The following is a 21,095-nucleotide window of genomic DNA, read 5'->3' as shown; positions in this document are numbered from 1 at the left end:
AACCGGCTCAAGCAATGGCGCGCCATCGCCACCCGCTACGACAAACTCGCCCGCCACTACCAAGCGGCCGTCACCCTGGTCAGCGCCCTGCTCTGGATCAACACATGATCCACCGGACAGACCCTAGGACGGCCTTACGTAGGCGGGGCCACTGTGGGGGTAGGGGGGTGCGTCTCCAAGGGCCTGAGGGCTTGCTGGCGTACGGCATGGCGCTACCTCTCTCGTGCCCGTCTGGTGACACATCGTCGCCCTCGGCTTCGCGTGGTGCACGTGTCGTGCCCGCGCATGTGCCAGGTTCCGGCCCGGCGTCCCGTGTGCACGGTCCCGCCGTCGCGGGTGTGCACTGGCCTTCGCTTGGCGCGCGTGGTGCCCGTGTCGGGCGTCCGCTCGGCCGAGGGCGGCGGTGTGGGCTTCATGCCGTGGGGGGTGGCTGTGTGGTGGGTGTGCATCGCCGGCAGCGGGGTTGGTCGGGCATGTGGTCGGCGTGGCCGTAGTAGGTGCCCAGGTGGGTGCCGCACCCGGTGCAGTTGACCGGGCGCAGCACGTACGGGGATGGTCCGGCCGCGGCGGCGCGCTGGTAGTGCATGGTGGTGCGTACGTCGGCGCCGGGTGGTGGTTCCGGCGTGGTGTAGATGCCGGCGTCGGACACGTCGCCGGGGTGGGAGTCGACGCGCATCCCGCCGGGCATGCCGGTCGCGGCCCACCTGCGGGCGTAGGAGTAGGGGTCTTCCCGCGGCTTCGGGGGTGTCCAGTCGGGCGGCATGGCGCCGGAGGTGAGCACTTCCCCGCTGGGTGCGCGGTGCTCAGCCATCGAGCTTGACGCCGAGCTGGCGCAGGCGTTCGCGTTCGGCGTCGCGTTCGCGGCGGCGGGTGCGCTGCTCGTCGGTCTCGCCGGGGTGGCTGATCTGGTCGGCCAGGTCGGCGGCCTGCCGTTCGGCCTGGGCCTGGGCCTGCCGGGCGGCGGCGCGGCGTTCGGCGTTGCCGTGCAGGATCTCGGTCAGCTCGTCCATTACGCGGCTCCCCTGGCGCGGTTCATGACCTGGTCGGCGAGTCGTTCGGCGGCGTCCTGGCGGGCCTTGACGTTGGCCAGGGCCTGGGCGTCGCCCTCTTGGGCGCGGCGTTCCTCGTGCTGGAGGCGGGTCTCGTGCTCGGGCGGGAGCGCGGTGACGAGTTCGCGGGCGTAGTAGTCGACGCCGGTCCCGGTCCAGCCGGTGACGTTCTCGCCGGCGGCGGCGCGCTCGGCCAGGTGCGCGGCGGCCTGCCGGAACCCCTTCTCGATCTTGTCGGGGAGGCGGAGGTCGGCGATCTGGTCGTCGTAGATGTGCTGTCCGGCGGCGGCGCGGCTGAGCAGGTCCCGGATGGGGTGGTTCTTCCATCTCTTGTCGTCGGCCATGTGGTGCTCCTGTCTGCTCGTCGGGTTGGTCTGCCCGGTGTCCCCGCCCGGGGGTCCCAGGGGTCCCGGGCGGGGAGTCGTCGCCGAGCAGACGTAACGACACATCTCGATGGTACGCCGTCACTCGACGATAGGTCGCTAAGCGCCGAGTAACCGCAGGTCAGCCTGCCGTAAGGTTGTTTACGGTATCCCGACCTGCGGAAACGTGAGAGACCCGCGGGGGCCGGCCGCGGAAGAGATATCAGCTGATATCTCTCAGCCCGCCCCCGCGCGCACGGGCCGGACTGTCCATCCGCGCCATTGCGGCCGCCACCGGCAGCAGCGTCAGCAAGACTCACCGGGATCTGGCAGGTGTTCCAACCCCCCAGGGAATTGGAACACCTGCCACACAGAGCGTCATCGGCATTGACGGCAAGGTCTACGCACCGTCACCGCGCGCGGGCCGGACTGTCCACGCGTGCCATCGCTGCCGCGACGGGAGCCAGCCAACCCACTGTGCGCAGGGACTTGGAGGCCGCAGGTGCGTCGTTTTCCCAAAGAAATGACGCACCTGATGCACGCACAGTAACCGGCGTAGACCTTCCCGTCGATACCGGTCACGCTGCGTAGATCTACTGGGGAATTTCCTGGGCTTGATTCCCCAGCAGCCCGGATGTCGTTGCGGACCGTCCTCCCGCCCCCGCGCGTGCGGGCGGCTTGTCGATTCGCGCTATCGCGGCCACGACCGGCACCAGCGTGGGACAGACCCACGCCGATCTAGCAGGTGTTCAGTCCGGCCCGGGAAAACGAACACCTGGCACACAGAGCGTGACCGGCCTTGACGGAAAGGTGTACGCGCCGCGCGACGCAACTTCGAGCGCTCACGTGCTCCCCGACTACCGTCCCCGCGCGCACGGGCCGGACGGTCCGCCAGGGGTACCCACGATCCGGGTACCCACACCGCCCCCGCGCGTACGGGCCGGACCGCTCAGCTCAATACCCTCCCGCAGGGTATTGCAGCCCGCCCCCGCGCGTACGGGCCGGACTGAGTCAGAATGTCGTCGTTAACATCGCGACTCAGCCCGCCCCCGCGCGTACGGGCCGGACCCTGCGTGACGTGCGGGAGCCGGGTGGGGACCGTCCCCAGGGTGTTCAGTTCGGGCGTTCACGTCCGGGGCGGTTCTGAACGGCGGTTCTGAACGCTGAGAGCCCCGCCGACCGGCAGGCCGTGCGGGGCTCCCGTGGTGAACTTCCCCGGGCTACTCGTCCTTCACCGGGTGCAGGTGACGGCGCTCCCGGCGCTGACCGGCCGTGCCGCCGGCACTGGGCAGCACCCCGACCTCCTCGGCGAGCTCGACCGTGACGATCATCTGCTTGGCGATCAGCGCGAGCTGCCGGGCCGTCTCGGCGAGCAGCCGGGCCACGTCCTCGTCCATGCCGCTCATCGCTCGTCGTCCTGGCCCTCGTACGCCTTGACGAGCTGGCCGAGCAGGCCGACCGCCCGGCCGATGGCCATGTGCCGCTCGTCGTCGGGGCCGTCGGGCCGGTGGTAGCCGTGGGACTCCAGCGCGGAGAACACCGCGTCGATCAGGCCGATGTTGAACCGGGCGTCCAGCTGGTCAGGGCTAGGGTTGTGGGTCATGGTGCTGCGCCTCCTGGGGCGTAGTGCCTAGGCCCCGGCCGGTGATTCCACCACCGGTTCGGGGCCGTCTTGTGTGTGGTGGCCGGTCCGCATGGAGTCCGCACGGAGTCCGCGAAACAGCCGTCTCCCGTTGTCATCGATCAACGGTCGTCAACGGTCAAAGAACCTGGTCAGAAGCGGTATCGAGCGTCGCTGCGCAGGTCACACCGGAGCGGCGATACGTTCCGCTTCAACGTGTGACGTCCCGCCGGAACGCGCGGAGCCCGCGTGCGACGACGCGTGCGCGGCGGGTGCGCGGCGGGTGATGCGTCACGAGCGCCGGCGTGTCGCGAAGTGGACACGATGCCGGATTCCCAGGAAACAAATTGCGCGCCACTCCGACACGTGGTCATCAAGCAACTTGCGGCTCAAGGTGCTTGTCCGAAACGTGCATCCGCACGTGGTTCGGAGCCTTGGATAGGTGATCGTCACCGTTTGGCGCTCTCCTCCGTCGTCACCGGGATCGATCGCGTTATCCACAACCGCGTGCCGGGACTGTGCTTCACTCGGATGCGCTGGAACAATTGACGCTCGTGGTTACGCTGGGCCCGAGGTGGGTTCAGGAAAGACCACCCGCAAGGACACCCGACCAGACGCATAGATGACCGCGCCGACCGGGGGCGAGGCGCGAGCGGAGGCAGGATGGCTCGCAGATCGGCCGTGGGACACGGCCGTGGGACCGCTGTGGTCGACGACGAGTCCGCGCCCGGCATGCGCGCGTTCGACCCGTCCGCCGACCCCTGGCGCGCGAGCGAGACCGGCAGGGGCCGCGGACGCGGCGGCCCGCGCCCCGGGCGCTGGGGAGGCTCCGGCGGCCGCTGGTGGATCTGGGTGGGGCGCGCCGTGCTGTGGGCGCTCATCGTCGTCATCCTCGTCAACGGCATCCGCGCGCCGTTCGAACGCTTCACCGAGTCCGGCGGCACCCAGGCGCCGACCGGCCCCTCCCAAGCGCGCGGCACCGGCTTCCCCACCAGCGCCGCCGGCGCCTTCGCCCTCCAGTTCGCCAACGTGTACCTCAACTACGACCAGCAGAACGCCGCGGCGCGCGAGGCGCAGCTCCGCACGTTCATCCCCGACAGCGCCGACGGCCAGTTCGGCTGGAACGGCCTCGGCGAGCTCAGGGTGCAGTCAGTCCACGTCGCGGGGGTGGACGCGCGCGACGCCAACAACGGTGTCGTCACCGTCCTCGCCCGCACCCAGGACCGCTGGCTCCGCCTCGCCGTACCCGTCTACGCCAAGGACGGCGCGCTCGTCATCAAGGCACGTCCCGCGCTGCTGCCACCACCGGCCAAGGCCACGCTGCCGCAAAGCGGACTTCAGGAACGCGACACCGCCCTGGAGGGCGAGCTCGCACCCGTCCTCGGTACCTTCTTCAAGGCGTACGCCAGCAGCGACCAGGCGACGCTGGCGCGGTTCGCCGAGCGCGGCGCCATCGCGGGGCTCGGCGACTCGGTCACCTTCGTCCAGGTCAGGGAGGTCAACGCGCCCAGAGGAGACGCCGGCGAGCGCACGGTCACCGCGACCGTCGCCTGGCAGGTCCCCGGCAACGCCGGCGGCGCCGAGCTGGAGCAGACCTACGAGCTCGACATGGTGAAGAAGGGCACGGCCTGGTACGTGCGAGACATCCGCGGCACCACAGAGCCGGGTGCGTCATGACGGGGCCCGCCAGGGGTGCCTCCGCCCGCCCCGTACCCGACCCGCCCGCCGACCCAGGAAGGTAGTCAGTCGATGCTGCACCAGTGGATGGCGTCGATTCCGTACGAGGCCTTGGCGCCGAGTGACGATCTTCAGACCGACCAGCTCGCCGACTGGCTGCGGCAGATCTTCGGCCCGCTGTTCCTCGTCATCGTCTCGATCGTGGCGATCTTCTTCTTGTTCACCCGGGAGATCACGCGTTTCGTCCAGTTCATCCTGCTCGCCATCGGAATCGGGGTGGTCTTCTACGTACCCAACATCATCGAGACCACGGCCAGGGCCATCGCCCGGGCGCTGGGAGTGGACCTGACCTGATCCGCGGCGCCCGGAACCGGGCGCGTGGCCGCCCCGCACGGGGCAGGCAGGCGACACTGTGCTCGCACAGTTAGGGGAGTAGGGGCGTGGATCTACCCACGTACACGAACATCTGGCGCATTGAGAAGCGGCTGTACAAGCTGTACGACCTGCGGCTCCCGATGCCGCTGCCGCTGGTCCAGATCGGCGTGTTCGCGGGCGTGTTCGTGCCGTGGATCCTGCTGCTGCGCTTCGTCGGCGTCCCGTTCGAGTCGCCGTGGCACGTGCTGTACATCGTCCCGCCCGGCATCCTCACCTGGATGGCGACCCGTCCCGTCATCGAGGGCAAACGCCTGACCGAACTGCTCATCTCGCAGACCCGCTACCTCACCGAGCCCCGCACCTGGTGCCGCCTCACCCCCATCCGCGAGCCCCGCGAGGTCGTCGTCGTGGCCCGCGTCTGGCGCCGCCCCCAGGCCGCCGCCCCCGAACGCGCCGCCCTCAAGGCCCACCGCAAGACCCGCAAGCGCCGCCCCGTCGTGGAGGAGGCCCCCGCCCGTCCCGCCTTCGCCCCGAGCCCCGCGGTCGCGTCCACCCCCCAGCCCCTCGCCCAAGTGGCCGCCGCACGGCAACCCGACCCCCAACCCTGGCGCCGCACCACCCGCGACACCTCCCACGAAGAGGAAGCCCCCGCCACCCTCGACAACCCCCCGGCCACCCCCCAACTGGAACTGGCCCGGGAAGCCCACCCCTGGAAGCCCCCCACCAGAACACCCACCCCTGAACCAGCGAGCGCCCACGCGCCCAACACCGAACGAACCCCCGCCCCCGGCGACCGCCGCGTCGCGGGCACGGCTGGCCCGAACGCGCCCGGTGTCGAGCGGACGCCTGTCGCCGACGCAACACAGGGCGATGGCCATGCCGAGCCGAGCACAACACCCGCGCCTGGTGACAGGCGTGTCGCGGGTGCCGCCGGTGGCGCACCGGGCGCCGAGCGCTCGCCTGTCGCAGACGCGGCGTACGCCGACGGCACCAATGAGCCGGGCACAACACCCGCCCCCGGTGACCGCCGTGTTGCGGGCGCGCGTGGTGGCGCGGCTGGCCCAAGTGCGCCCTCCGTCGAGGGAACACCCGTCGCGGACCCAGCGCACGCCGATGGCGCTAATAAGCCGAAGACAACGTCCGCCCCCAGTGACCGTCGTGTTGCGGGTGCCGCTGGCGCTGGCAGGCGCGGTGGTGGCGCGCCCGGTGTTGAGCGGACGCCCGTCGTTGGCGCAACGCGCGGCGACAATGCTGCCGAGCCGAACACAACACCAGCCCCCGCGGGCGCGCGCGGTGTCGTGGCTGGCCCAAGTGCGCCCTCTGCCGAGGGAACACCCGTTGCGGACCCAGCGCACGCCGATGGCGCTAATAAGCCGGGCACAACGCCCGCCCCCGGTGACCGTCGTGTTGCGGGTGCCGCTGGTACTGGCAGGCGCGGTGGTGGCGCGCGTGGTGGCGCGGCTGGCCCAAGTGCGCCCTCTGCCGGGGGAACGCCTGTGGCGGACCCAGCGCACGCCGATGGCGCTAATAAGCCGGGCACAACGCCCGCCCCTGGTGACCGTCGCGTGGCGGGCGCGCGTGGTGGCGCGGCAGACCCGGGCGCACCCTTTGTCGAGGGAACGCCGGTTGCAGGTGAGGTGTATGGCGATGGGGCCGCCGAGCCGGGCACGATGCCTGCGCCTGGTGATAGGCGTGTCGCGGGTGCGGCTGGTCCTGGGAGACGTGGCGATGGCGCGTCCGGTCCTGGCGCATCGGGCTCTGAGCGGAGGCCCGCTGTAGGTGCAACGCACGGCGATGCGGCTGGCGAGCCGGGCGAAACGCCCGCCCCTGGTGACGGTCGTGTTGCGGGTGCGCGTGGTGGCGTGGCTGCCGCAGGTGCGCCCTCTGTCGAGGGGATACCGGTTGCGGGCGCAGCGCGGGGTGATGGGGTTGCCGAGTCGGGCGCAACGCCCGCTGCTGGCGACCAGCATGTTGCGGGTGCGACCGGTACTGGTGGGCGCGGCGATGGCGTGTCCGGTCCTCATGCGCCTGGTGTTGAGCGGACGCCCGCTGTAGGTGCGGCGCACGGCAATGGAGCTGGCGAGCCGGGCACGGCGTCCGCGCCTGGTGACCGTCGTGTTGCGGGTGCGCCTGGTTCCGGCACGCGGGACGGTAGCGCAGTCGGTGCAGGCGTAGCGGGTGCCGAGGGGACGCCCATCGCGGGTGCGGAGCATGGTGATGCGGACGCCGAGTCGCGTACGCCCGTTGCTGGAGACGGACGTGTCGCGGGTACGGCTGAGTCCGAGGTGCGCGACAGCGGCGCGCCCGGTGATGTCGAGGGGACGCCGGGCGACTCGGAGGACGCGCTGGTTGGAGCCGAGGAGTGGGACGCGGCGTACCTCCCGAATGGGGAGGGCGCAGGCTCTGCTCCCGTGACGCGGCCGGACATTCCGATGCAGCGGCATGGGGGCGGCGCGCCGGTGACGCGGCCGGACATTCCGATGGTCCCTGGGGCGTTCGGGCGTGAGGCGGAGCAGGAGCCGGAGACTCCGCGGGTGCCCAAGCCATGGTCGGACGGGTTGTCGAGGCCGTTGCGTCCGGCGAGCACCGATGCGATGGTGTGGCCTCCCGTTCCCGAGCCTCGGGCGGAGCCTGAGCCACCGCCGCCGCCCGTTCAGGAGGAGCCGCCTCCTCCGGCGCCGTCGCGGGAGGTGCGGTCGGGGCCGGCCTCACCGGTGCGACCGGCTGCGCCGAGGAGGCCGTTGCCGCCGCCACCGCCCGCGCCGCCGTCCGAGCCGGCGATCACGCCGCCTGGACCCGAGCACCAGCATGGCGGGGGCGGGCTGCGCCGGCTGATCCAGGCGGTGGGCGGCGGGCACAGTGAGGCCGACGCCGAGTACCAGCAGAGGTTGCAGCAGCCGTTCCAGGGCACCCGGCACATCGTGGTGCTGGGCTGCACGGGAGGCGCCGGGCAGACCGTGACCGGGCTGATGCTGGGGCACACGTTCGCCCAGCACAACGGGGAGCCGGTCGTCGCGATCGACATCAACCCCGGCCCCGGTGCGCTGGCGCGGCGGACGCGCAGCGAGACCAACGAGACGCTGACCGGGCTCATCACGCGCGCCGACCAGATCGGCAGCCTGACCGCGATGCGCCGGTACACCTCGCAGGCCAAGTCCGGGCTCGAAGTCATCGCAGCGGGCAAGAATCCGCTACAGGCGCTGGACGACCGCGACTACGCGCTCGCGATCCGCACGCTGGACCGGTTCTACTCGATCACCCTGCTGGACGCGGCGGCGGCCGTGGTCGCGCGGGTGCTGCCGTACGCCGACCAGATCGTGCTGGTCGCCCCGGCCAGCGCGGACGCACCCCGCGCGGTGGCGATGACGTTCGAGTGGCTGGACGGCCACGGCTACGAGGAACTGCGCACCCGCGCCGTGACCGTGATCAACGGGGTGAGCCGCCGCAGCATGGACGATGTCGAGCAGGCCGAGGCGGTCGCCCGCGGGCGTTGCCGCGCCTTGGTGCGGATCCCGTGGGACGATCATCTGAGCATGGACCGGGCCCCGCGCAACGAGCTGAAGTCCCTGCGGGCGCCGACCCGGCGCGCCTACCTCGCGCTCGCCGGCGTGGTCGCCGGAGGCTTCACCGTCATCCCTGAGCGTTACCAGGATGTTCAGCAGGAGCAGGAGGCTTCTCGATGAACGCGCGCAGCGACGAAGGAGCGAGCACGTTCATCGCGTCTTGTCCGCTGTGCGCAGAAACGCTGCACGCGCGCAGCGACGAAGGAGCGAGCACGTTCATCGCGTCTTGTCCGCCTTGCGAAGAGACGCTGCACGTGTGCGGCGACGAAGGAGCGAGCACGTTCATCGCGTCTTGTCCGCCTTGCGAAGAGACGCTGCACGTGTGCGGCGACGAAGGGGCGGGCGGGTCCGTCGTGTCTTGTGCGTCTTGCGTAGAGACGTTGTGCGTGTGCGGTGGTGAGGGGGCGGGCGCGTACGGCGTGCTTGGTCCGTTGGGTGTGTCTGTGCTGGGCGCCTGTGGCGATGGGGGAGTGGGGGCGTTCGTCGGGGTGTTGGGTGTGTGTAGTGATGAAGCGGTGGGTGTGTTTGCCGGCGTGCGGGTGGATGTTGGGCTTCGGGGTGTTTGCGGGGTGGGGGCATGAGTAAGACGAAGGCGCGGGCCAGCCGGCTGGCGGTGCGGTACTTCGACGATCGGGTGTTGCTCACCGACAACGCCGCGTGGGCGTACTTTCGGTTGCCGACGGTGTCGTACGAGTTCACCACCGGCGAGGAGCGGGAGGCGCTGGCCACCAACATCACCATCGCGCTGGCCGGGATCCGGATGCAGGACGCGGAGATCCATCTGCGGATCGCGCATCGTACGTACCCGGCGGCCGACTGGGCGCTGGCGCTGGACCGTACGTCCGACGGCGGGCCGGGGTGGCGTGAGTACTTGGAGGAGACGTACGCGCACGTCTGGGCGAAGGACTTCTGGACGAAGGAGGTCTACCTGGGGGTGCGGCTCGGCCCTCGTGGGGTGGGCGCGCAGTTGTCCGGTGGTGTGCTGTCGCAGTGGCTCGGGTTCTACAAGCGCAGTGAGCAGGTTCTGGGGATCTCCGACGACGCGATCGACAAGCGGGAGATCGCGCGGTGGACGGAGCAGGCCGAGCGGGTGGGCCGCGCGCTGGGCGGGTCGGCGCTGTACGCGCGGCACGCCGCGTCCACGGAGCTGGCGTGGCTGTTCCAGCACGCGGTGACGGCGTCGCTGGCCGATCCGCCGCCGTCGGCGGTGCCGCGCCGCACCTGGGGCAAGGGTGAGATCGAGGCGCTGGTGGAGGGCGCGATCCACAACGGCCGCTCGTATCTGCGGGTGGAGCAGCCCAACTTCACCGGTGTCGGGACGAGCGCGACAGCGCAGTCGTACGTGGCGTACCTGTCGTTCGCGCGGTTCCCCGACATGATGCCGTTCCCCGATGGCGAGCCGTGGTTCCACTATGCCGACGCGCTGCCGTTCCCGGTCGAGATCAGTTCGCGGATGAAGCTGATCCCGCCGGCGAAGGCGTCCAAGGACGTGTCGCGCAAGCTGGCGCACGCCCGCGACATGGACCAGCACATCCGTGAGGCGGGCGCGGAGGCGCCGATCGCGCTGGCCGAGCAGATCGACGCGGCGCGGATGCTGGAGCACGGCATCACCAAGGAACGGCTGCCGTTCGTGTACGGGTGGCACCGGCTGATCGTGTCGGCGCCGTCCGAGGAGCTGCTGGCGCAGCGGGTGGACGCGGTCGTCGAGCACTACCGCGACATCGGCATCGACGTGGTGAACTCCACCGGTGACCAGTTCTCGCTGTTCCTGGAAAGCCTGCCGGGTGACCGGATCCGGCTGAACGCGTACGCGCAGCGGCAGCCGCTGCGCACGATCGCGGGTGGCATGCCGACCGCGACCGTCGACCTGGGTGACCGTCCCGACCAGGAGAACGAGGGATGGGTGGGCCCGTACATCGGGGAGACGCTGGGCCGCGCCCGGTCCATCGTGCATTTCGACCCGCTGGTGGCCGCGGCACGCAACCGTCCCACCGCGGTGGCGATCACCGGTGAGCCGGGCGGTGGCAAGACCACGCTCGCGCTGCTGCTGATCTACCAGATGGCGTTGCGCGGGGTGACGGTCGCCGCGATCGACCCCAAGGGGGACGCCGAGTCCCTGGTGGAGCTGCTCAAGTCCCGTGGGCGCAAGGCCCGCATCCTGCCGCTGGGGTCGGCGGCGCCGGGCCTGCTCGACCCGTTCTCGTTCGGGGACGACCTGGCGGCGAAGAAGACGATGGCCACCGAGACGCTGCGGCTGCTGCTGCCCCGCATGTCGGAGGAACGCGAGTCCGCGATGATCCAGGCGGTCGGCGCGGTCGCCAACGCCGAGCGTCCCTCGCTGGGGCGCGTCGTCTCCTATCTGGAGTCGTCGGACGACCCGGCGTCCAAGAACCTCGGCGCGGTGCTGCGTTCGATGTCGGAGATGCGGCTGGCGCGGCTGTGCTTCGACCCGTACGGGGGCGAGCGCATCGACACCGAGGGCTGGACCACCGTGTTCACCCTCGGCGGCCTCACCCTGCCGGACGTGGCGATCTCCCGCGACGACTACTCCTACGAGCAGCGGCTGTCGGTCGCGCTGATGTACCTGGTGTCGCAGTTCGCGCGGCGGCTGATGCACGGGCTCGACCGCCGGCTGCCGAAGGCGATCTTCCTGGACGAGGCGTGGGCCATCACATCGACACCGGAGGGCGCCAAGCTGGTGCCGGAAGTTTCGCGGATGGGCCGTTCTCGCAACACTGCGTTGATCCTGGTGTCCCAGAACGCCGGGGACCTCTTGAATGAACAGGTGACCAACTGCCTCTCGTCGGTGTTCTCGTTCCGTTCCACCGAGCGGGTCGAGGTCGGCAACGTGATGTCTCTCCTGGGGGTGGAGACCTCCGACGAGCACAAGGCCGTGCTGCGCAACCTCGGCAACGGCGAGTGCATCTTCCGCGACCTGGACGGCCGCGCGGGACGCATCGGCGTGGACCTGATCTCCGAGGAGCTGCGGCGCTGGCTGGACACCAACCCGACCCGGTCCCGTCCGGGCTCGGCCGAACTCACGATCACGGGGGCCGAAGCCGCACAGGGACAAGGTGGGGTTACGTGATTTCAAGAGCTCAGCCCAAGAGCCGTGCGTCCACGCGGCGGTTGCAGCGTTCCCCCGCGGAGGGCCTGGACGCGTCGTCGCTCGGGGTGCGGAGAAGGGCGCGCCGCGGGCTGAGGGGACGCCGTTCCGTCCTGCTGATGCTGATCGCGGCGTTCTTCGTGGTGGGCCTGTCGCCGATGGCGGGCGCGGGCCCGTTCGGCGGCGACCCGTGCCGTCCCGCCGACAACCCGGCGCCCGAGCAGTACGGCTCCGGCACGGACGGGATGATCAAACCGCCCGACTACCCGAGCGAGGAGCTGAAGCGGACCCCGGCCGACCGGATGACGTACTACGACCGGTACGGCACCGCCGGGCAGAACTGGTACGCGGTCGACATGGGCTGCTCGGACGCCATGGCGATGATGGGCAACGCCTTGGCCAACACCACCTTCACGCTGGTGCGGGCCATCGACAGGACCACCATCAGCGTCTACCAGGCGGCCGCGTCCGAGTCGCTGCTGGGCTGGCTGAAGAACACCGTGGACGATGTGATCAGCGACATCGGGTCCACGTTCAACGCCCGGTACTGGTCCTGGGTGGTGATCCTCGGCGCGATGTGGCTGGCCTGGTGGGGGCTGGTGCGCAAGCGGGCCAGCAAGGTCACCGAGGGCGTGATCTGGATGGTCGCGGCGATGGTGGCGCTGATCTGGCTGGTGGCGCGGCCCGCCGACTTCACCACGCTGGGGACGAAGGTGTCGGAGGCGACCAGCGCGGCGTTCAACGCGGCGCTGCCGCAGAGCGACACCAAGGGGTCGTCGTGCATCCCGCCGCCCGCGGGCAAGCCCGATCCGACGCGCCAGGCGAACATGGACTCGACCACGCGCAACGCCAACGGCCTGTGGGTGGCGCTGGTCTGCAAGCCGTGGCTGATGGGCGAGTTCGGCACCACCGACCCCAACGCCAAGATCGTCAAGGACAACGCCGACAAGCTGCTGTGGTCGCAGGCGGTGGACCTGACCGAGACCTACGGCGGGCAGAAGGTCGACCTGGCGAAGAAGGCCGACGCCTACAAGGACGTGGCCAGCGACATCAAGGAGAACCACGCCGGGACCTACCCGCTGTTCCAGGGCAAGAACTGGGAGAACAGGCTGGCCGTGGCGTTCGGCGGGCTGTTCGCCGCGCTGGTGGCCGGGCTGCTGATCATGGTGATCGCGATCGCGCTGATCGTGGTGAAGATCGCGTTCCTGCTGCTGCTGGTGGCCGGGCCGATCTTCCTGGGCATCGGGATCCATCCGGGCATCGGCCGGGTGATCGCGGTGCGCTGGCTGGAGCTGCTGCTGTCCATGCTGCTCAAGCAGGCCGCGCTGATCGGCGTGCTGTCGCTGCTGCTGTGGGCGTACGGGCTGATCCTCGGGGAGACGCTGCCGTGGGGCCTGCAGATCCTGCTGATCGCGCTGGTGACGTTCGCGGCGTTCGTCTACCGCAAGCCGTTCCAGCACCTGTTCTCGGCCGTCGGGTACTCGGCCATGGGCGAGCGGACCAAGAGCGAGCGCCAGCTCGACAAGTCGGTCGCGGTGGCGCGTACCAACACGGCGGCGGTGGCGGGCGCGCTGGTCCCGGGCATGGGCAACCGGCTCGGCCGCGTCGGCAGGAACGAGGGAACGGTGGAGCCCGGCACGGTGCCCGGAGAGGGGCCGGCCGCCGGGGCGGGCATCGATCGGCGGGCCGCCGGGGCGGGGGCGGGCGACGGCTCGTCGCCGGAGGCGGCGCCCGTGCTGGCGGCCAAGCCGCGCGGCGGGGGAGTGGCGGCGGCGGCCCAGGGGCGGTCACGCCGTGGCGCCCCGCCGCTCAACCTGCCGACGCGCGGCGGGTCCGGTGACGGTGGCGCGGCCGGTTCCGACCGGCCCTCCGGTGACGGCGGCGGAGGCGGGCTCGCGGGTGCGTTCGGGCGCGGATCGTCCGGTGGTACGGGCGGCTCCGGTGGAGGGAAGCGTTCCGGCGGCTCCGGTAAGGGGTCGGGCACACCGCGTCCCACGTCGTGGACGGCGCGTCCCGGCAGCGGGGGATCGAACGGTGGTTCCGGCGGGAACGGCTCCGGCGGCGGCAACGGCTCCTCGCGAGGCGGCGGCTGGTTCGGCGGCGGCCGTGGACGTGAACGCGGCGGCGGGTCCGGGTCGGGCGGCGGCTCGTCCCCGTCCCGCGGCAGGGGCGGTGGCGCGCCCGCGCCGAGCAGGCCCGGTGAGCCCGCGGCCGGGGTGCCGAAGCCGCGCGGCGCGTCGAGCTCGGACAGGGGCGCCGGTGGCAGGCCGCAGCCCCCGCCGCTGTGGGGGCGGCGCGACTCCGGTGAAGGACCCCCGCTCCCGTTCTGGCTGCGTCCCGTGGAGGACGGGGATGCGGAGCGGAACGACTAGATGAACCTGACGGACAGGCAGCGCAAGTTGTTGTTCGCGGGGCTGGTGGTGGTGCTGGCCGTCGTCGGGATCTACCTGACGCTGGCCGCCCCCGACACCGGCGGCTCGGGTGACGGGGACGGCGACGTGAGCGGGCCCCGCGCCGCGACCACCGGTCCGGCCGGTCCTGCCACGCCGCCGCCGGGGATCAGCGGGCCGGTGTCGTCGAACGAGTTCGACGTGTACCGGTTGCTGCCGTTCTCCCGCCAGGAGTTCGCGACGGCCGCGGGCCTGGCGCAGCGCTTCACCGCCGCGTACGGGACGTACCGGTACGACGAGGACCCGCAGGCGTACACGGACCGGCTGGCGCCCATGGTCACCGAGGACCTGCTGGTCGAGTTGCGGCGGTCGTCCGCCTCGCCCGGCATCCTGGACGAGCGGCGGCGCCGGCAGGTGGTGGCGCAGGGCAGCGCCACCCTCGACCGGGTCCGCGACATCGAGGACAACTCGATCATCTTCCTGGTCACCGGCAAGCAGCAGGTGACCAGGGACGGCAGGCAGGCCCAGGAAAGCGAGCAGTACGCGGTGACGGTGGCGCGCAGCGGCAGCACGCTGCGGGTGTACGCGTTCGCTCCCGCGGACACGGGCCAGGCGGGTGACACGGGCGGCACGGGCGACACCGGGCAGGAAGGCGGCACGGGATGACCCGGCGCCGGTTGCTGCTCGCGGCGGCGCTGGGCGCGGCCGGGACGCTGTTCGCCGCGCTGATGATCGTCCCGGTGCTGTTCGGCGCCAGCCAGTTCATGTTCGGCGGTGGCGGGGCGGGCGCCGCGAACTGCGTCGATACCTCGCAGGCCGGAGCGCAGCCGGCCGAGGCGCAGGACGCCCGCGCGATCCCGGCGAACTACCTGGAGCTCTACAAGAAGGCGGGCGAGGACTACGGCATTCCGTGGAACGTGCTCGCCGGGATCGGCAAGGTCGAGACCAGCCACGGCACGTCGCGGCTGCCGGGCGTGAGCAGCGGCGAGAACTACGCGGGCGCGGGCGGCCCCATGCAGTTCCTTGAGGCGACGTTCCAATCGTTCGGTGTGGACGGCGACGGGGACGGCAAGAAGGACCGCTACGACCCGGACGACGCGATCCCGTCCGCCGCCCGCTACCTCAAGCACAACGGTGCTCCGGAGCGGATGCGCACGGCCCTGTTCATGTACAACCACTCGTGGGACTACGTGAACCTGGTGCTCGACTGGGCGAAGCGGTACGTCGGCGGCGACTTCACGATCGTCCAGTCCAACGGCATCGACTGCGAGGACGACCGGCTACCGGCGAACGCGAGCGAGCTCGTCCAGCGGATCATCTCGTTCGCGATGGCGCAGCGCGGCAAGCGGTACGTGTTCGGCGCCAACGGCCCGGACGCCTGGGACTGCTCCAGCCTCTTGCAGGGCGCGTACCGCAGCGTCGGCCTGTCCATCCCGCGTACGACGTTCGAGCAGTGGCCGTTCGGAGTGAAGATCGCCAAGGGTCAGGAGCAGCCGGGGGACCTGGTGTTCTTCAACTCGGGTCCGGGCACCGGGCCGGGCCGTCCGGGCCATGTCGGCATGGTGATCGACAAGAACAAGATGATCGTGGCGAGCTGCGCGACGTGCTCGCCCAACATCGGCGTCAAGCCGTACCAGCGCCCGGACTGGGTGGGCACGACGCGCCCGCTCGCCAGGCCCGACCTGCGCCGCCGGGTGGAGGAGCTGGCCGCCCAACCCCAGACCGGAGGCTGACCGGGCCCCGCGGCCGGTCAGCCGGGGGTGAGGCGCCGCGGGCCGAGCAGCCGTTCGATCAGCCGGGGTTCGCCGGGCCAGGCGGCGAGGAGCACCTCCCTGGGCACCCGACGGGCGGCGTACCGCAGCGCCAGCGCGACCACGACGATGTCGTCCAGCGGGCCGATGACCGGCAGGAACTCGGGGCTGAGATCGATGGGGCTGGCCACCCACAGCCCAGCGAACACGATGGCGAACCTGGCCCGCCTCGGCACGCTGGGGTCGCGCCGCAGCCTCCGGATGGTGGTGGCGCAGTCGGGCAGGAACGCCGCCAGGTCGCGGGCCAGGCCGGGCGGCAGCGTCCGGGCCAGCAGGATCAGCGCGCCCCAGGAGAGGACGATCAGCGCCGCCGCCGCGCCGAGCCCGATGAGCCAGTCGCGCACCACACCCCTCCTCCGGGAACGGTGGTTCAACCGTACCGACGCCCGCCATGACCAGGAACGCCGACGTCAGGTGGCCGCCATGCGGAACGCCGCCCGCGACGACCGCGCGGCGATATGCCGTGGAACGGCCTGTTAATCCGAACGATCGCGTGCTCCGGCATGGCATGCTGGGCCGCGTGGAATCCGAGATCAGTGTCCGGGTCGCGAGCGACCTGCTGATGTTCCTTCCCGCCGCGCGGCGGCAGGAACGGCAGACGGTCGCGCACGACGGCACGTCGACCGTGGGCCACATCGTGGAATCGCTGGGCGTGCCGCTGACCGAGATCGGCTCGCTCACGGCCGACGGCGAGCCGGTCGGTCCCGCGCACCAGCCCGCCCCGGGCACCGAGGTGGGCGTCGAGGTGGTGCCCAGGCCGCAACCCGTCCCGCTGGACGAGGGCCAGACCGCGCCCCGCTTCCTGCTGGACGTCCACCTCGGCACGCTGGCCCGCCGCATGCGCCTGCTCGGACTCGACACCGCGTACCACAACGACATGGACGACCCCGCGCTCGTGGTGCAGGCGAACGAGGAGCGCCGTGTCCTGCTCACCCAGGACCGTGGGCTCCTGCGCCGCCGCGCCCTGTGGTTCGGCGCGTACGTGCGCGGGTCCCGCCCCGACGACCAACTGCACGACCTGCTGGAACGGTTCGCGCCCCCGCTTGCTCCCTGGACGCGCTGCACCGCGTGCAACGGCGTGCTGGTCGCGGTCGACAAGGAAGAGGTCGAGCGCGACCTGGCGGACGGTACGCGCCGCAGCTACGACGTGTACGGCCGCTGCACCGAATGCGGCCAGGTCTACTGGAGGGGCGCCCACGGGGGTCACCTGGAACAGATCGTCCAGGACGCGATCCGGGTCGTCGGCGCCGTCCAGCCCGCCCCCATGGCCGGGTACCGGGAAGGGGCGGCATCCTGAGCGGCGACCCCGGCATCGACGCCATGGACACCCGGGGGTCGGCGCCGTGAACACCGTGGTCGGGGCGGCGATCATCGCCGGTGGACGGTTGCTCGCGGCGCAGCGGGCGGAGCCGGAGGAGCTGGCGGGCGGCTGGGAGTTCCCCGGCGGCAAGGTCGATCCCGGAGAGTCGGACGAGGACGCGCTGCTCCGCGAGTGCGCCGAGGAGCTGGGCATCCGGATCGCGCTGACCGCCCGGATCGGCGCGGACTGGCCGCTGAGCCTGGGCGGCGTGCTGCGGGTGTGGACGGCCGCGATCGTCGAGGGCGAGCCGCGTCCGCTGGAGCATCTGGCACTGCGGTGGCTCGGCCCCGACGATCTCTACTCGGTGGACTGGCTGCCCGGCGACCTCCCGGTGGTGGGGGCCGTCCGCCCCCACCTGCTGAACGCCGCGCCCTGAGGGATCACTCGATGCGGTTGGCGGCGGCGAAGTCGGAACGGTCCGACAGCTTCGAGATCTTGACCACGTCGCCGGTCTGCGGGGCGTGCAGGAACATGCCGTCGCCCAGGTAGATGCCCATGTGGTGGAGGCTCGCGCCGAAGTAGACCAGGTCACCGGAGCGCAGCCGGTCCCGGCTCACCTTCGTGCCCTCGTTGACCAGGGCGCCCGTGTAGTGGGGGAGGCCGCTCCTGCCGACCTGCGCGTACGCCCAGACGACCAGTCCCGAGCAGTCGAAGCTGTTCGGCCCGGCGGCGGCCCAGACATAGGGGCTGCCGAGCTTGGTGAGCGCCTTGCGGGCCATCCTGGCGGGCAGACCGGAGCCCTTGACGGTGGCCTTGAGACCGGTGCGGGGGTCCTTGGCGATGGTGGTGGTCAGCTTGTCGAGCTGCTTGGTGACCTCGTCCACCTTGGCCTTGGCGGCGGCGCGGGCGGTCTCGGCCTGTGCCGCCGCCCGCCGGACCTGGGCGGTGTGCGCGGCGGCGGCGCGGCGGGCGGCGTTGGCCCGGTCGATCTGCGCCTGGAGCCGGTTGACGACGGCGGCCTGGTTCCGGGCCAGGTAGGCCGAGGCGGCGAGGCCGCCGGTGTCGCCGCCGCTGAACAGCATGTCGGGGCCGCCGGTCATGTAGTCGGCGGCGGCGAGCCTGGCGAGCTCCCGCCGCGCCGGGGCGACCTGGGCCTCCAGCGCGGCGGCCGTCTTCGCGGCGTCCTGCTCGGCGCGCCGGGCCCTGTCCAGGTCGACCCGGGCCTTGTTGTAGCGCTCGGTGAGCTTCTCGGCCTCGGTGTTGAGCGCGTCCAGCCGCTTGCGCAGCTCGCCCTCGGTGGGCTTCCTGGACGGCCGGGCCGAGGACGGGGCCGAGGGCGAGGGCGACGCGGCGGCGAGCGCGGCGGCGGAGGCGGCGGTCGGCGCGTGCGCGGGACGGACGGCCGCCTGGGCGGCGATGGGGGCTCCGGCGCCGAACACGACGACGGCGGCGGAGGCGATGGCGGGCATGGCGAAGCGGCGTTCACGGGGTGCCGGTGTCAAACCGGTGCTCTCCTCTCCTTCACCGCCTACCGGGTTAGCTGACGGGTTCGGGCCAGGAGTCGCCCTACGGCGCGCGTCACGGGCGCACGCGCCGATTCACCCCGGGGGGAGCCTTGGGTCCCCGGTTCCCTTGCGGGACTCGGCGGTCCGGCCGTCGTCCCGGGGGGGCGGGACGCCGAACGACCGGATCTGCAGGACTGTACAGAGAACCGGCAAAGATGGCCAAATAGAGCAAATCCACCGGACGGGACGAAAGGGCAACCAGTGACCGCGCAGGACCCCGTCCGGCCAAGTAGACTGAGAAGGCCGCGCGTCTGCGGCCGTCCCCGAACCTGACCCCAAGGCGAGCCCGCATGCCCATCTCCACGCGCGATGACCTCCGGAACGTCGCGATCGTCGCCCATGTCGACCACGGCAAGACGACGCTGGTCGACGCCATGCTCTGGCAGTCCGGCGCGTTCCGCGAGAACCAGGACGTGGACGACCGCGTCCTGGACTCCGGCGACCTGGAGCGCGAGAAGGGCATCACGATCCTGGCCAAGAACACCGCCGTCCGGCACGCCGGGATGACCATCAACATCATCGACACCCCCGGCCACGCCGACTTCGGCGGCGAGGTGGAGCGCGGGCTGTCCATGGTGGACGGCGTGGTGCTGCTGGTGGACGCCAGCGAGGGCCCGCTGCCGCAGACCAGGTTCGTGCTGCGCAAGGCGCTGGCCGCGCGGCTCCCGGTGATCCTGGTCGTCAACAAGACCGACCGGGCCGACGCCCGCATCGACGAGGTCGTGGACGAGACCTACGAGCTGTTCATGGACCTCGACGCCGACGAGGACCAGATCGACTTCCCGATCGTCTACGCCTCCGGCCGGGCCGGCCGCGCGTCCCTCACCAAGCCCGGCAACGGCGAGCTGCCCGACAGCGCCGACCTGGAGCCGCTGTTCGAGGTGATCAAGACCGCCATCCCCGCGCCGTCCTACGACCCCGACGCCCCGCTCCAGGCGCACGTCACCAACCTGGACGCCTCCAGCTACCTGGGCCGGATCGCGCTGTGCCGCGTCCACTCCGGGACGATCAAGAAGGGCCAGCAGGTCGCCTGGTGCCGGCGTGACGGCAGCGTGGAACGGGTCCGGATCAGCGAGCTGCTGATGACCGAGGCGCTCACCCGCAGGCCCGCCGACGAGGCCGGGCCCGGCGACATCATCGCGCTGGCCGGCATCCCCGAAATCATGATCGGCGAGACCCTGGCCGATCCGGACGACCCGCGCCCGCTGCCGCTGATCACGGTGGACGAGCCGGCCATCTCGATGACCATCGGCATCAACACCAGCCCCCTCGCGGGCCGGGAGAAGGGCACCAAGGTCACCGCCCGGCTGGTCAAGGAACGGCTCGACCGGGAGCTGGTGGGCAACGTCTCCCTGCGCGTCCTGCCGACCGAGCGTCCCGACACCTGGGAGGTGCAGGGCCGTGGCGAGCTCGCGCTGGCGATCCTGGTGGAGAACATGCGCCGCGAGGGCTACGAGCTGACCGTCGGCAAGCCGCAGGTCGTCGCCAAGGACATCGACGGCAAGCGGCACGAGCCGGTGGAGCGGCTGACCGTCGACATCCCCGAGGAGCACTTGGGCGCGGTCACCCAGCTCATGGCCGTCCGCAAGGGACGTATGGAGCAGATGACGAACTACGGGAACATCGGGGGGTCGGGGGGGTCGTCCCCCACGAGGCGGCAGAGCACTGGCTGGATCCGGATGGAGTTCTTGATCCCGGCGCGCGGCCTGATCGGGTTCCGCACCGAGTTCATGACCGAGACCCGCGGCACCGGGATCGCGCACCATGTCTTCGAGGGCTACGAGCCCTGGTTCGGCGAGCTGCGCACCCGCCCGACCGGCTCCCTGGTCGCCGACCGGCACGGCGCCGCCACCGCGTACGCGATCATCAACCTCCAGGAGCGCGGGACGTTCTTCGTCGGCCCCACCACCGAGGTCTACGAAGGCATGATCGTCGGCGAGAACTCCCGGTCCGACGACATGGACGTCAACATCACCAAGGAGAAGCAGAAGACCAACATCCGCTCCTCCACCGCCGAGGCCACCGAGTCGCTGACGCCGCCCCGGCCGCTGTCCCTGGAGGAGGCGCTGGAGTTCGTGCGCGAGGACGAGTGCGTCGAGGTCACGCCGTCCGCCGTCCGCCTGCGCAAGGTCGTCCTGGACGCCAAGGAACGCGAACGCGCCCGCGCCCGCGCGAAGAGGGCGGCCAACGCCTAGCCGCCGCCGACGCCCGCTCGGCCGACGCGTAAGACGCGGAAGGGCCGCCCCGGACTGCCCGGAGCGGCCCTTGCGCGTTCG

The 21,095-nt window shown here is 71.5% G+C and carries 18 protein-coding genes, 2 pseudogenes and 1 riboswitch; of the genes and pseudogenes, 13 read left to right on the top strand and 7 right to left on the bottom strand.

Annotated elements, in window-relative coordinates:
• Positions 1–108: pseudogene (locus QSK21_RS31885) on the top strand (IS5/IS1182 family transposase); the annotation flags it as partial.
• A gap of 304 nt (positions 109–412) precedes the next feature.
• On the opposite strand, the gene QSK21_RS31880 reads toward QSK21_RS31885, so the two are convergent.
• The 5 genes from QSK21_RS31880 to QSK21_RS31860 all read right to left on the bottom strand — a co-directional run bounded on the left by QSK21_RS31880 (position 413) and on the right by QSK21_RS31860 (position 3,014).
• The gene (locus QSK21_RS31880; protein WP_285701246.1) at positions 413–811 is read right to left on the bottom strand and encodes a hypothetical protein; all 399 of its coding nucleotides are present in this window, start codon (positions 809–811) and stop codon (positions 413–415) included.
• Positions 804–1,010, bottom strand: coding sequence for a hypothetical protein (locus tag QSK21_RS31875; RefSeq protein ID WP_285701245.1), 207 nt, complete (start codon positions 1,008–1,010; stop codon positions 804–806). Before QSK21_RS31875 ends, QSK21_RS31880 begins: the two co-directional genes overlap by 8 nt.
• Complete coding sequence (locus QSK21_RS31870; protein ID WP_285701243.1) at positions 1,010–1,393, bottom strand: hypothetical protein; 384 nt, start codon at positions 1,391–1,393, stop codon at positions 1,010–1,012. The genes QSK21_RS31875 and QSK21_RS31870 overlap by 1 nt, the downstream gene beginning before the upstream one ends.
• Positions 1,394–2,631: 1,238 nt before the next feature.
• Positions 2,632–2,817: a hypothetical protein gene (locus QSK21_RS31865; RefSeq protein WP_285701242.1), complete on the bottom strand. Its 186-nt coding sequence runs from the start codon at positions 2,815–2,817 to the stop codon at positions 2,632–2,634.
• The gene (locus tag QSK21_RS31860) at positions 2,814–3,014 is read right to left on the bottom strand and encodes a hypothetical protein (RefSeq protein WP_285701241.1); all 201 of its coding nucleotides are present in this window, start codon (positions 3,012–3,014) and stop codon (positions 2,814–2,816) included. The genes QSK21_RS31865 and QSK21_RS31860 overlap by 4 nt, the downstream gene beginning before the upstream one ends.
• A 681-nt stretch (positions 3,015–3,695) precedes the next feature.
• Between QSK21_RS31860 and QSK21_RS31855 the strand changes: the two genes are divergently transcribed.
• The 9 genes and pseudogenes from QSK21_RS31855 (at position 3,696) to QSK21_RS31820 (ending at position 15,876) form a co-directional block, all read left to right on the top strand.
• Positions 3,696–4,709 carry a conjugal transfer protein gene (locus tag QSK21_RS31855; protein ID WP_285701240.1) on the top strand — a complete coding sequence of 338 codons (1,014 nt, stop codon included), beginning with the start codon at positions 3,696–3,698 and terminating at the stop codon, positions 4,707–4,709.
• Positions 4,710–4,781: 72 nt separating this feature from the next.
• A complete protein-coding gene (locus QSK21_RS31850; protein ID WP_502871618.1) occupies positions 4,782–5,063 on the top strand; it encodes a hypothetical protein in 282 nt (93 codons plus the stop codon).
• A gap of 86 nt (positions 5,064–5,149) precedes the next feature.
• Positions 5,150–5,443 (top strand): annotated as a pseudogene (locus tag QSK21_RS36255) (conjugal transfer protein); the annotation flags it as partial.
• A 979-nt stretch (positions 5,444–6,422) separates the two neighbouring features.
• Complete coding sequence (locus QSK21_RS31845) at positions 6,423–6,863, top strand: hypothetical protein (protein WP_285701238.1); 441 nt, start codon at positions 6,423–6,425, stop codon at positions 6,861–6,863.
• 962 nt (positions 6,864–7,825) lie between these two features.
• Positions 7,826–8,767 carry a MinD/ParA family ATP-binding protein gene (locus QSK21_RS31840; RefSeq protein WP_285701237.1) on the top strand — a complete coding sequence of 314 codons (942 nt, stop codon included), beginning with the start codon at positions 7,826–7,828 and terminating at the stop codon, positions 8,765–8,767.
• A gap of 457 nt (positions 8,768–9,224) precedes the next feature.
• Entirely contained in the window at positions 9,225–11,735 is a 2,511-nt protein-coding gene (locus QSK21_RS31835; protein WP_285701236.1) for an ATP-binding protein, read from the top strand.
• Positions 11,732–14,125, top strand: coding sequence for a type IV secretion system protein (locus QSK21_RS31830; protein ID WP_285701235.1), 2,394 nt, complete (start codon positions 11,732–11,734; stop codon positions 14,123–14,125). The genes QSK21_RS31835 and QSK21_RS31830 overlap by 4 nt, the downstream gene beginning before the upstream one ends.
• A complete protein-coding gene (locus tag QSK21_RS31825) occupies positions 14,126–14,809 on the top strand; it encodes a hypothetical protein (protein ID WP_285701234.1) in 684 nt (227 codons plus the stop codon).
• On the top strand, positions 14,806–15,876 hold the full coding sequence (locus QSK21_RS31820) for a C40 family peptidase (RefSeq protein ID WP_285701233.1): 1,071 nt from the start codon (positions 14,806–14,808) through the stop codon (positions 15,874–15,876). Before QSK21_RS31825 ends, QSK21_RS31820 begins: the two co-directional genes overlap by 4 nt.
• Positions 15,877–15,893: 17 nt before the next feature.
• Here QSK21_RS31820 and QSK21_RS31815 read toward each other — a convergent pair whose 3' ends face one another.
• Complete coding sequence (locus QSK21_RS31815; RefSeq protein WP_285701232.1) at positions 15,894–16,298, bottom strand: YkvA family protein; 405 nt, start codon at positions 16,296–16,298, stop codon at positions 15,894–15,896.
• Between the two features lie 164 nt (positions 16,299–16,462).
• On the opposite strand from QSK21_RS31815, the gene QSK21_RS31810 reads away from it, so the two are divergent.
• Positions 16,463–17,251 (top strand): Mut7-C RNAse domain-containing protein, encoded by a 789-nt coding sequence (locus QSK21_RS31810; RefSeq protein ID WP_502871619.1) that lies wholly within the window; start codon positions 16,463–16,465, stop codon positions 17,249–17,251.
• Between the two features lie 46 nt (positions 17,252–17,297).
• Positions 17,298–17,690, top strand: coding sequence for a (deoxy)nucleoside triphosphate pyrophosphohydrolase (locus QSK21_RS31805; protein WP_285701231.1), 393 nt, complete (start codon positions 17,298–17,300; stop codon positions 17,688–17,690).
• A gap of 4 nt (positions 17,691–17,694) precedes the next feature.
• Here QSK21_RS31805 and QSK21_RS31800 read toward each other — a convergent pair whose 3' ends face one another.
• Positions 17,695–18,756, bottom strand: coding sequence for a C40 family peptidase (locus tag QSK21_RS31800; RefSeq protein ID WP_285701230.1), 1,062 nt, complete (start codon positions 18,754–18,756; stop codon positions 17,695–17,697).
• A gap of 7 nt (positions 18,757–18,763) precedes the next feature.
• A riboswitch (cyclic di-AMP (ydaO/yuaA leader) is annotated at positions 18,764–18,911 on the bottom strand.
• Between the two features lie 198 nt (positions 18,912–19,109).
• Here QSK21_RS31800 and typA point away from each other — a divergent pair.
• On the top strand, positions 19,110–21,014 hold the full coding sequence (gene typA / locus QSK21_RS31795; RefSeq protein ID WP_285701229.1) for a translational GTPase TypA: 1,905 nt from the start codon (positions 19,110–19,112) through the stop codon (positions 21,012–21,014).
• The last annotated feature ends 81 nt before the right edge of the window (positions 21,015–21,095 follow it).

This window comes from Actinomadura sp. NBRC 104412, from assembly GCF_030269515.1.
Classification (GTDB): domain Bacteria; phylum Actinomycetota; class Actinomycetes; order Streptosporangiales; family Streptosporangiaceae; genus Spirillospora.
Note: the sequence above shows the minus strand (reverse complement) of the source record. Positions and strands in the feature narration are given on the sequence as shown.

Bases quoted from the DNA above. Each gene is read 5' to 3' on its own strand.
- QSK21_RS31865 (WP_285701242.1), bottom strand. From the start codon at position 2,817: ATGAGCGGCATGGACGAGGACGTGGCCCGGCTGCTCGCCGAGACGGCC.
- QSK21_RS31875 (WP_285701245.1), bottom strand. From the start codon at position 1,010: ATGGACGAGCTGACCGAGATCCTGCACGGCAACGCCGAACGCCGCGCC.
- typA (WP_285701229.1), top strand. From the start codon at position 19,110: ATGCCCATCTCCACGCGCGATGACCTCCGGAACGTCGCGATCGTCGCC.
- QSK21_RS31820 (WP_285701233.1), top strand. From the start codon at position 14,806: ATGACCCGGCGCCGGTTGCTGCTCGCGGCGGCGCTGGGCGCGGCCGGG.
- QSK21_RS31810 (WP_502871619.1), top strand. From the start codon at position 16,463: ATGCTGGGCCGCGTGGAATCCGAGATCAGTGTCCGGGTCGCGAGCGAC.
- QSK21_RS31835 (WP_285701236.1), top strand. From the start codon at position 9,225: ATGAGTAAGACGAAGGCGCGGGCCAGCCGGCTGGCGGTGCGGTACTTC.
- QSK21_RS31855 (WP_285701240.1), top strand. From the start codon at position 3,696: ATGGCTCGCAGATCGGCCGTGGGACACGGCCGTGGGACCGCTGTGGTC.
- QSK21_RS31825 (WP_285701234.1), top strand. From the start codon at position 14,126: ATGAACCTGACGGACAGGCAGCGCAAGTTGTTGTTCGCGGGGCTGGTG.
- QSK21_RS31880 (WP_285701246.1), bottom strand. From the start codon at position 811: ATGGCTGAGCACCGCGCACCCAGCGGGGAAGTGCTCACCTCCGGCGCC.
- QSK21_RS31850 (WP_502871618.1), top strand. From the start codon at position 4,782: ATGCTGCACCAGTGGATGGCGTCGATTCCGTACGAGGCCTTGGCGCCG.
- QSK21_RS31870 (WP_285701243.1), bottom strand. From the start codon at position 1,393: ATGGCCGACGACAAGAGATGGAAGAACCACCCCATCCGGGACCTGCTC.
- QSK21_RS31860 (WP_285701241.1), bottom strand. From the start codon at position 3,014: ATGACCCACAACCCTAGCCCTGACCAGCTGGACGCCCGGTTCAACATC.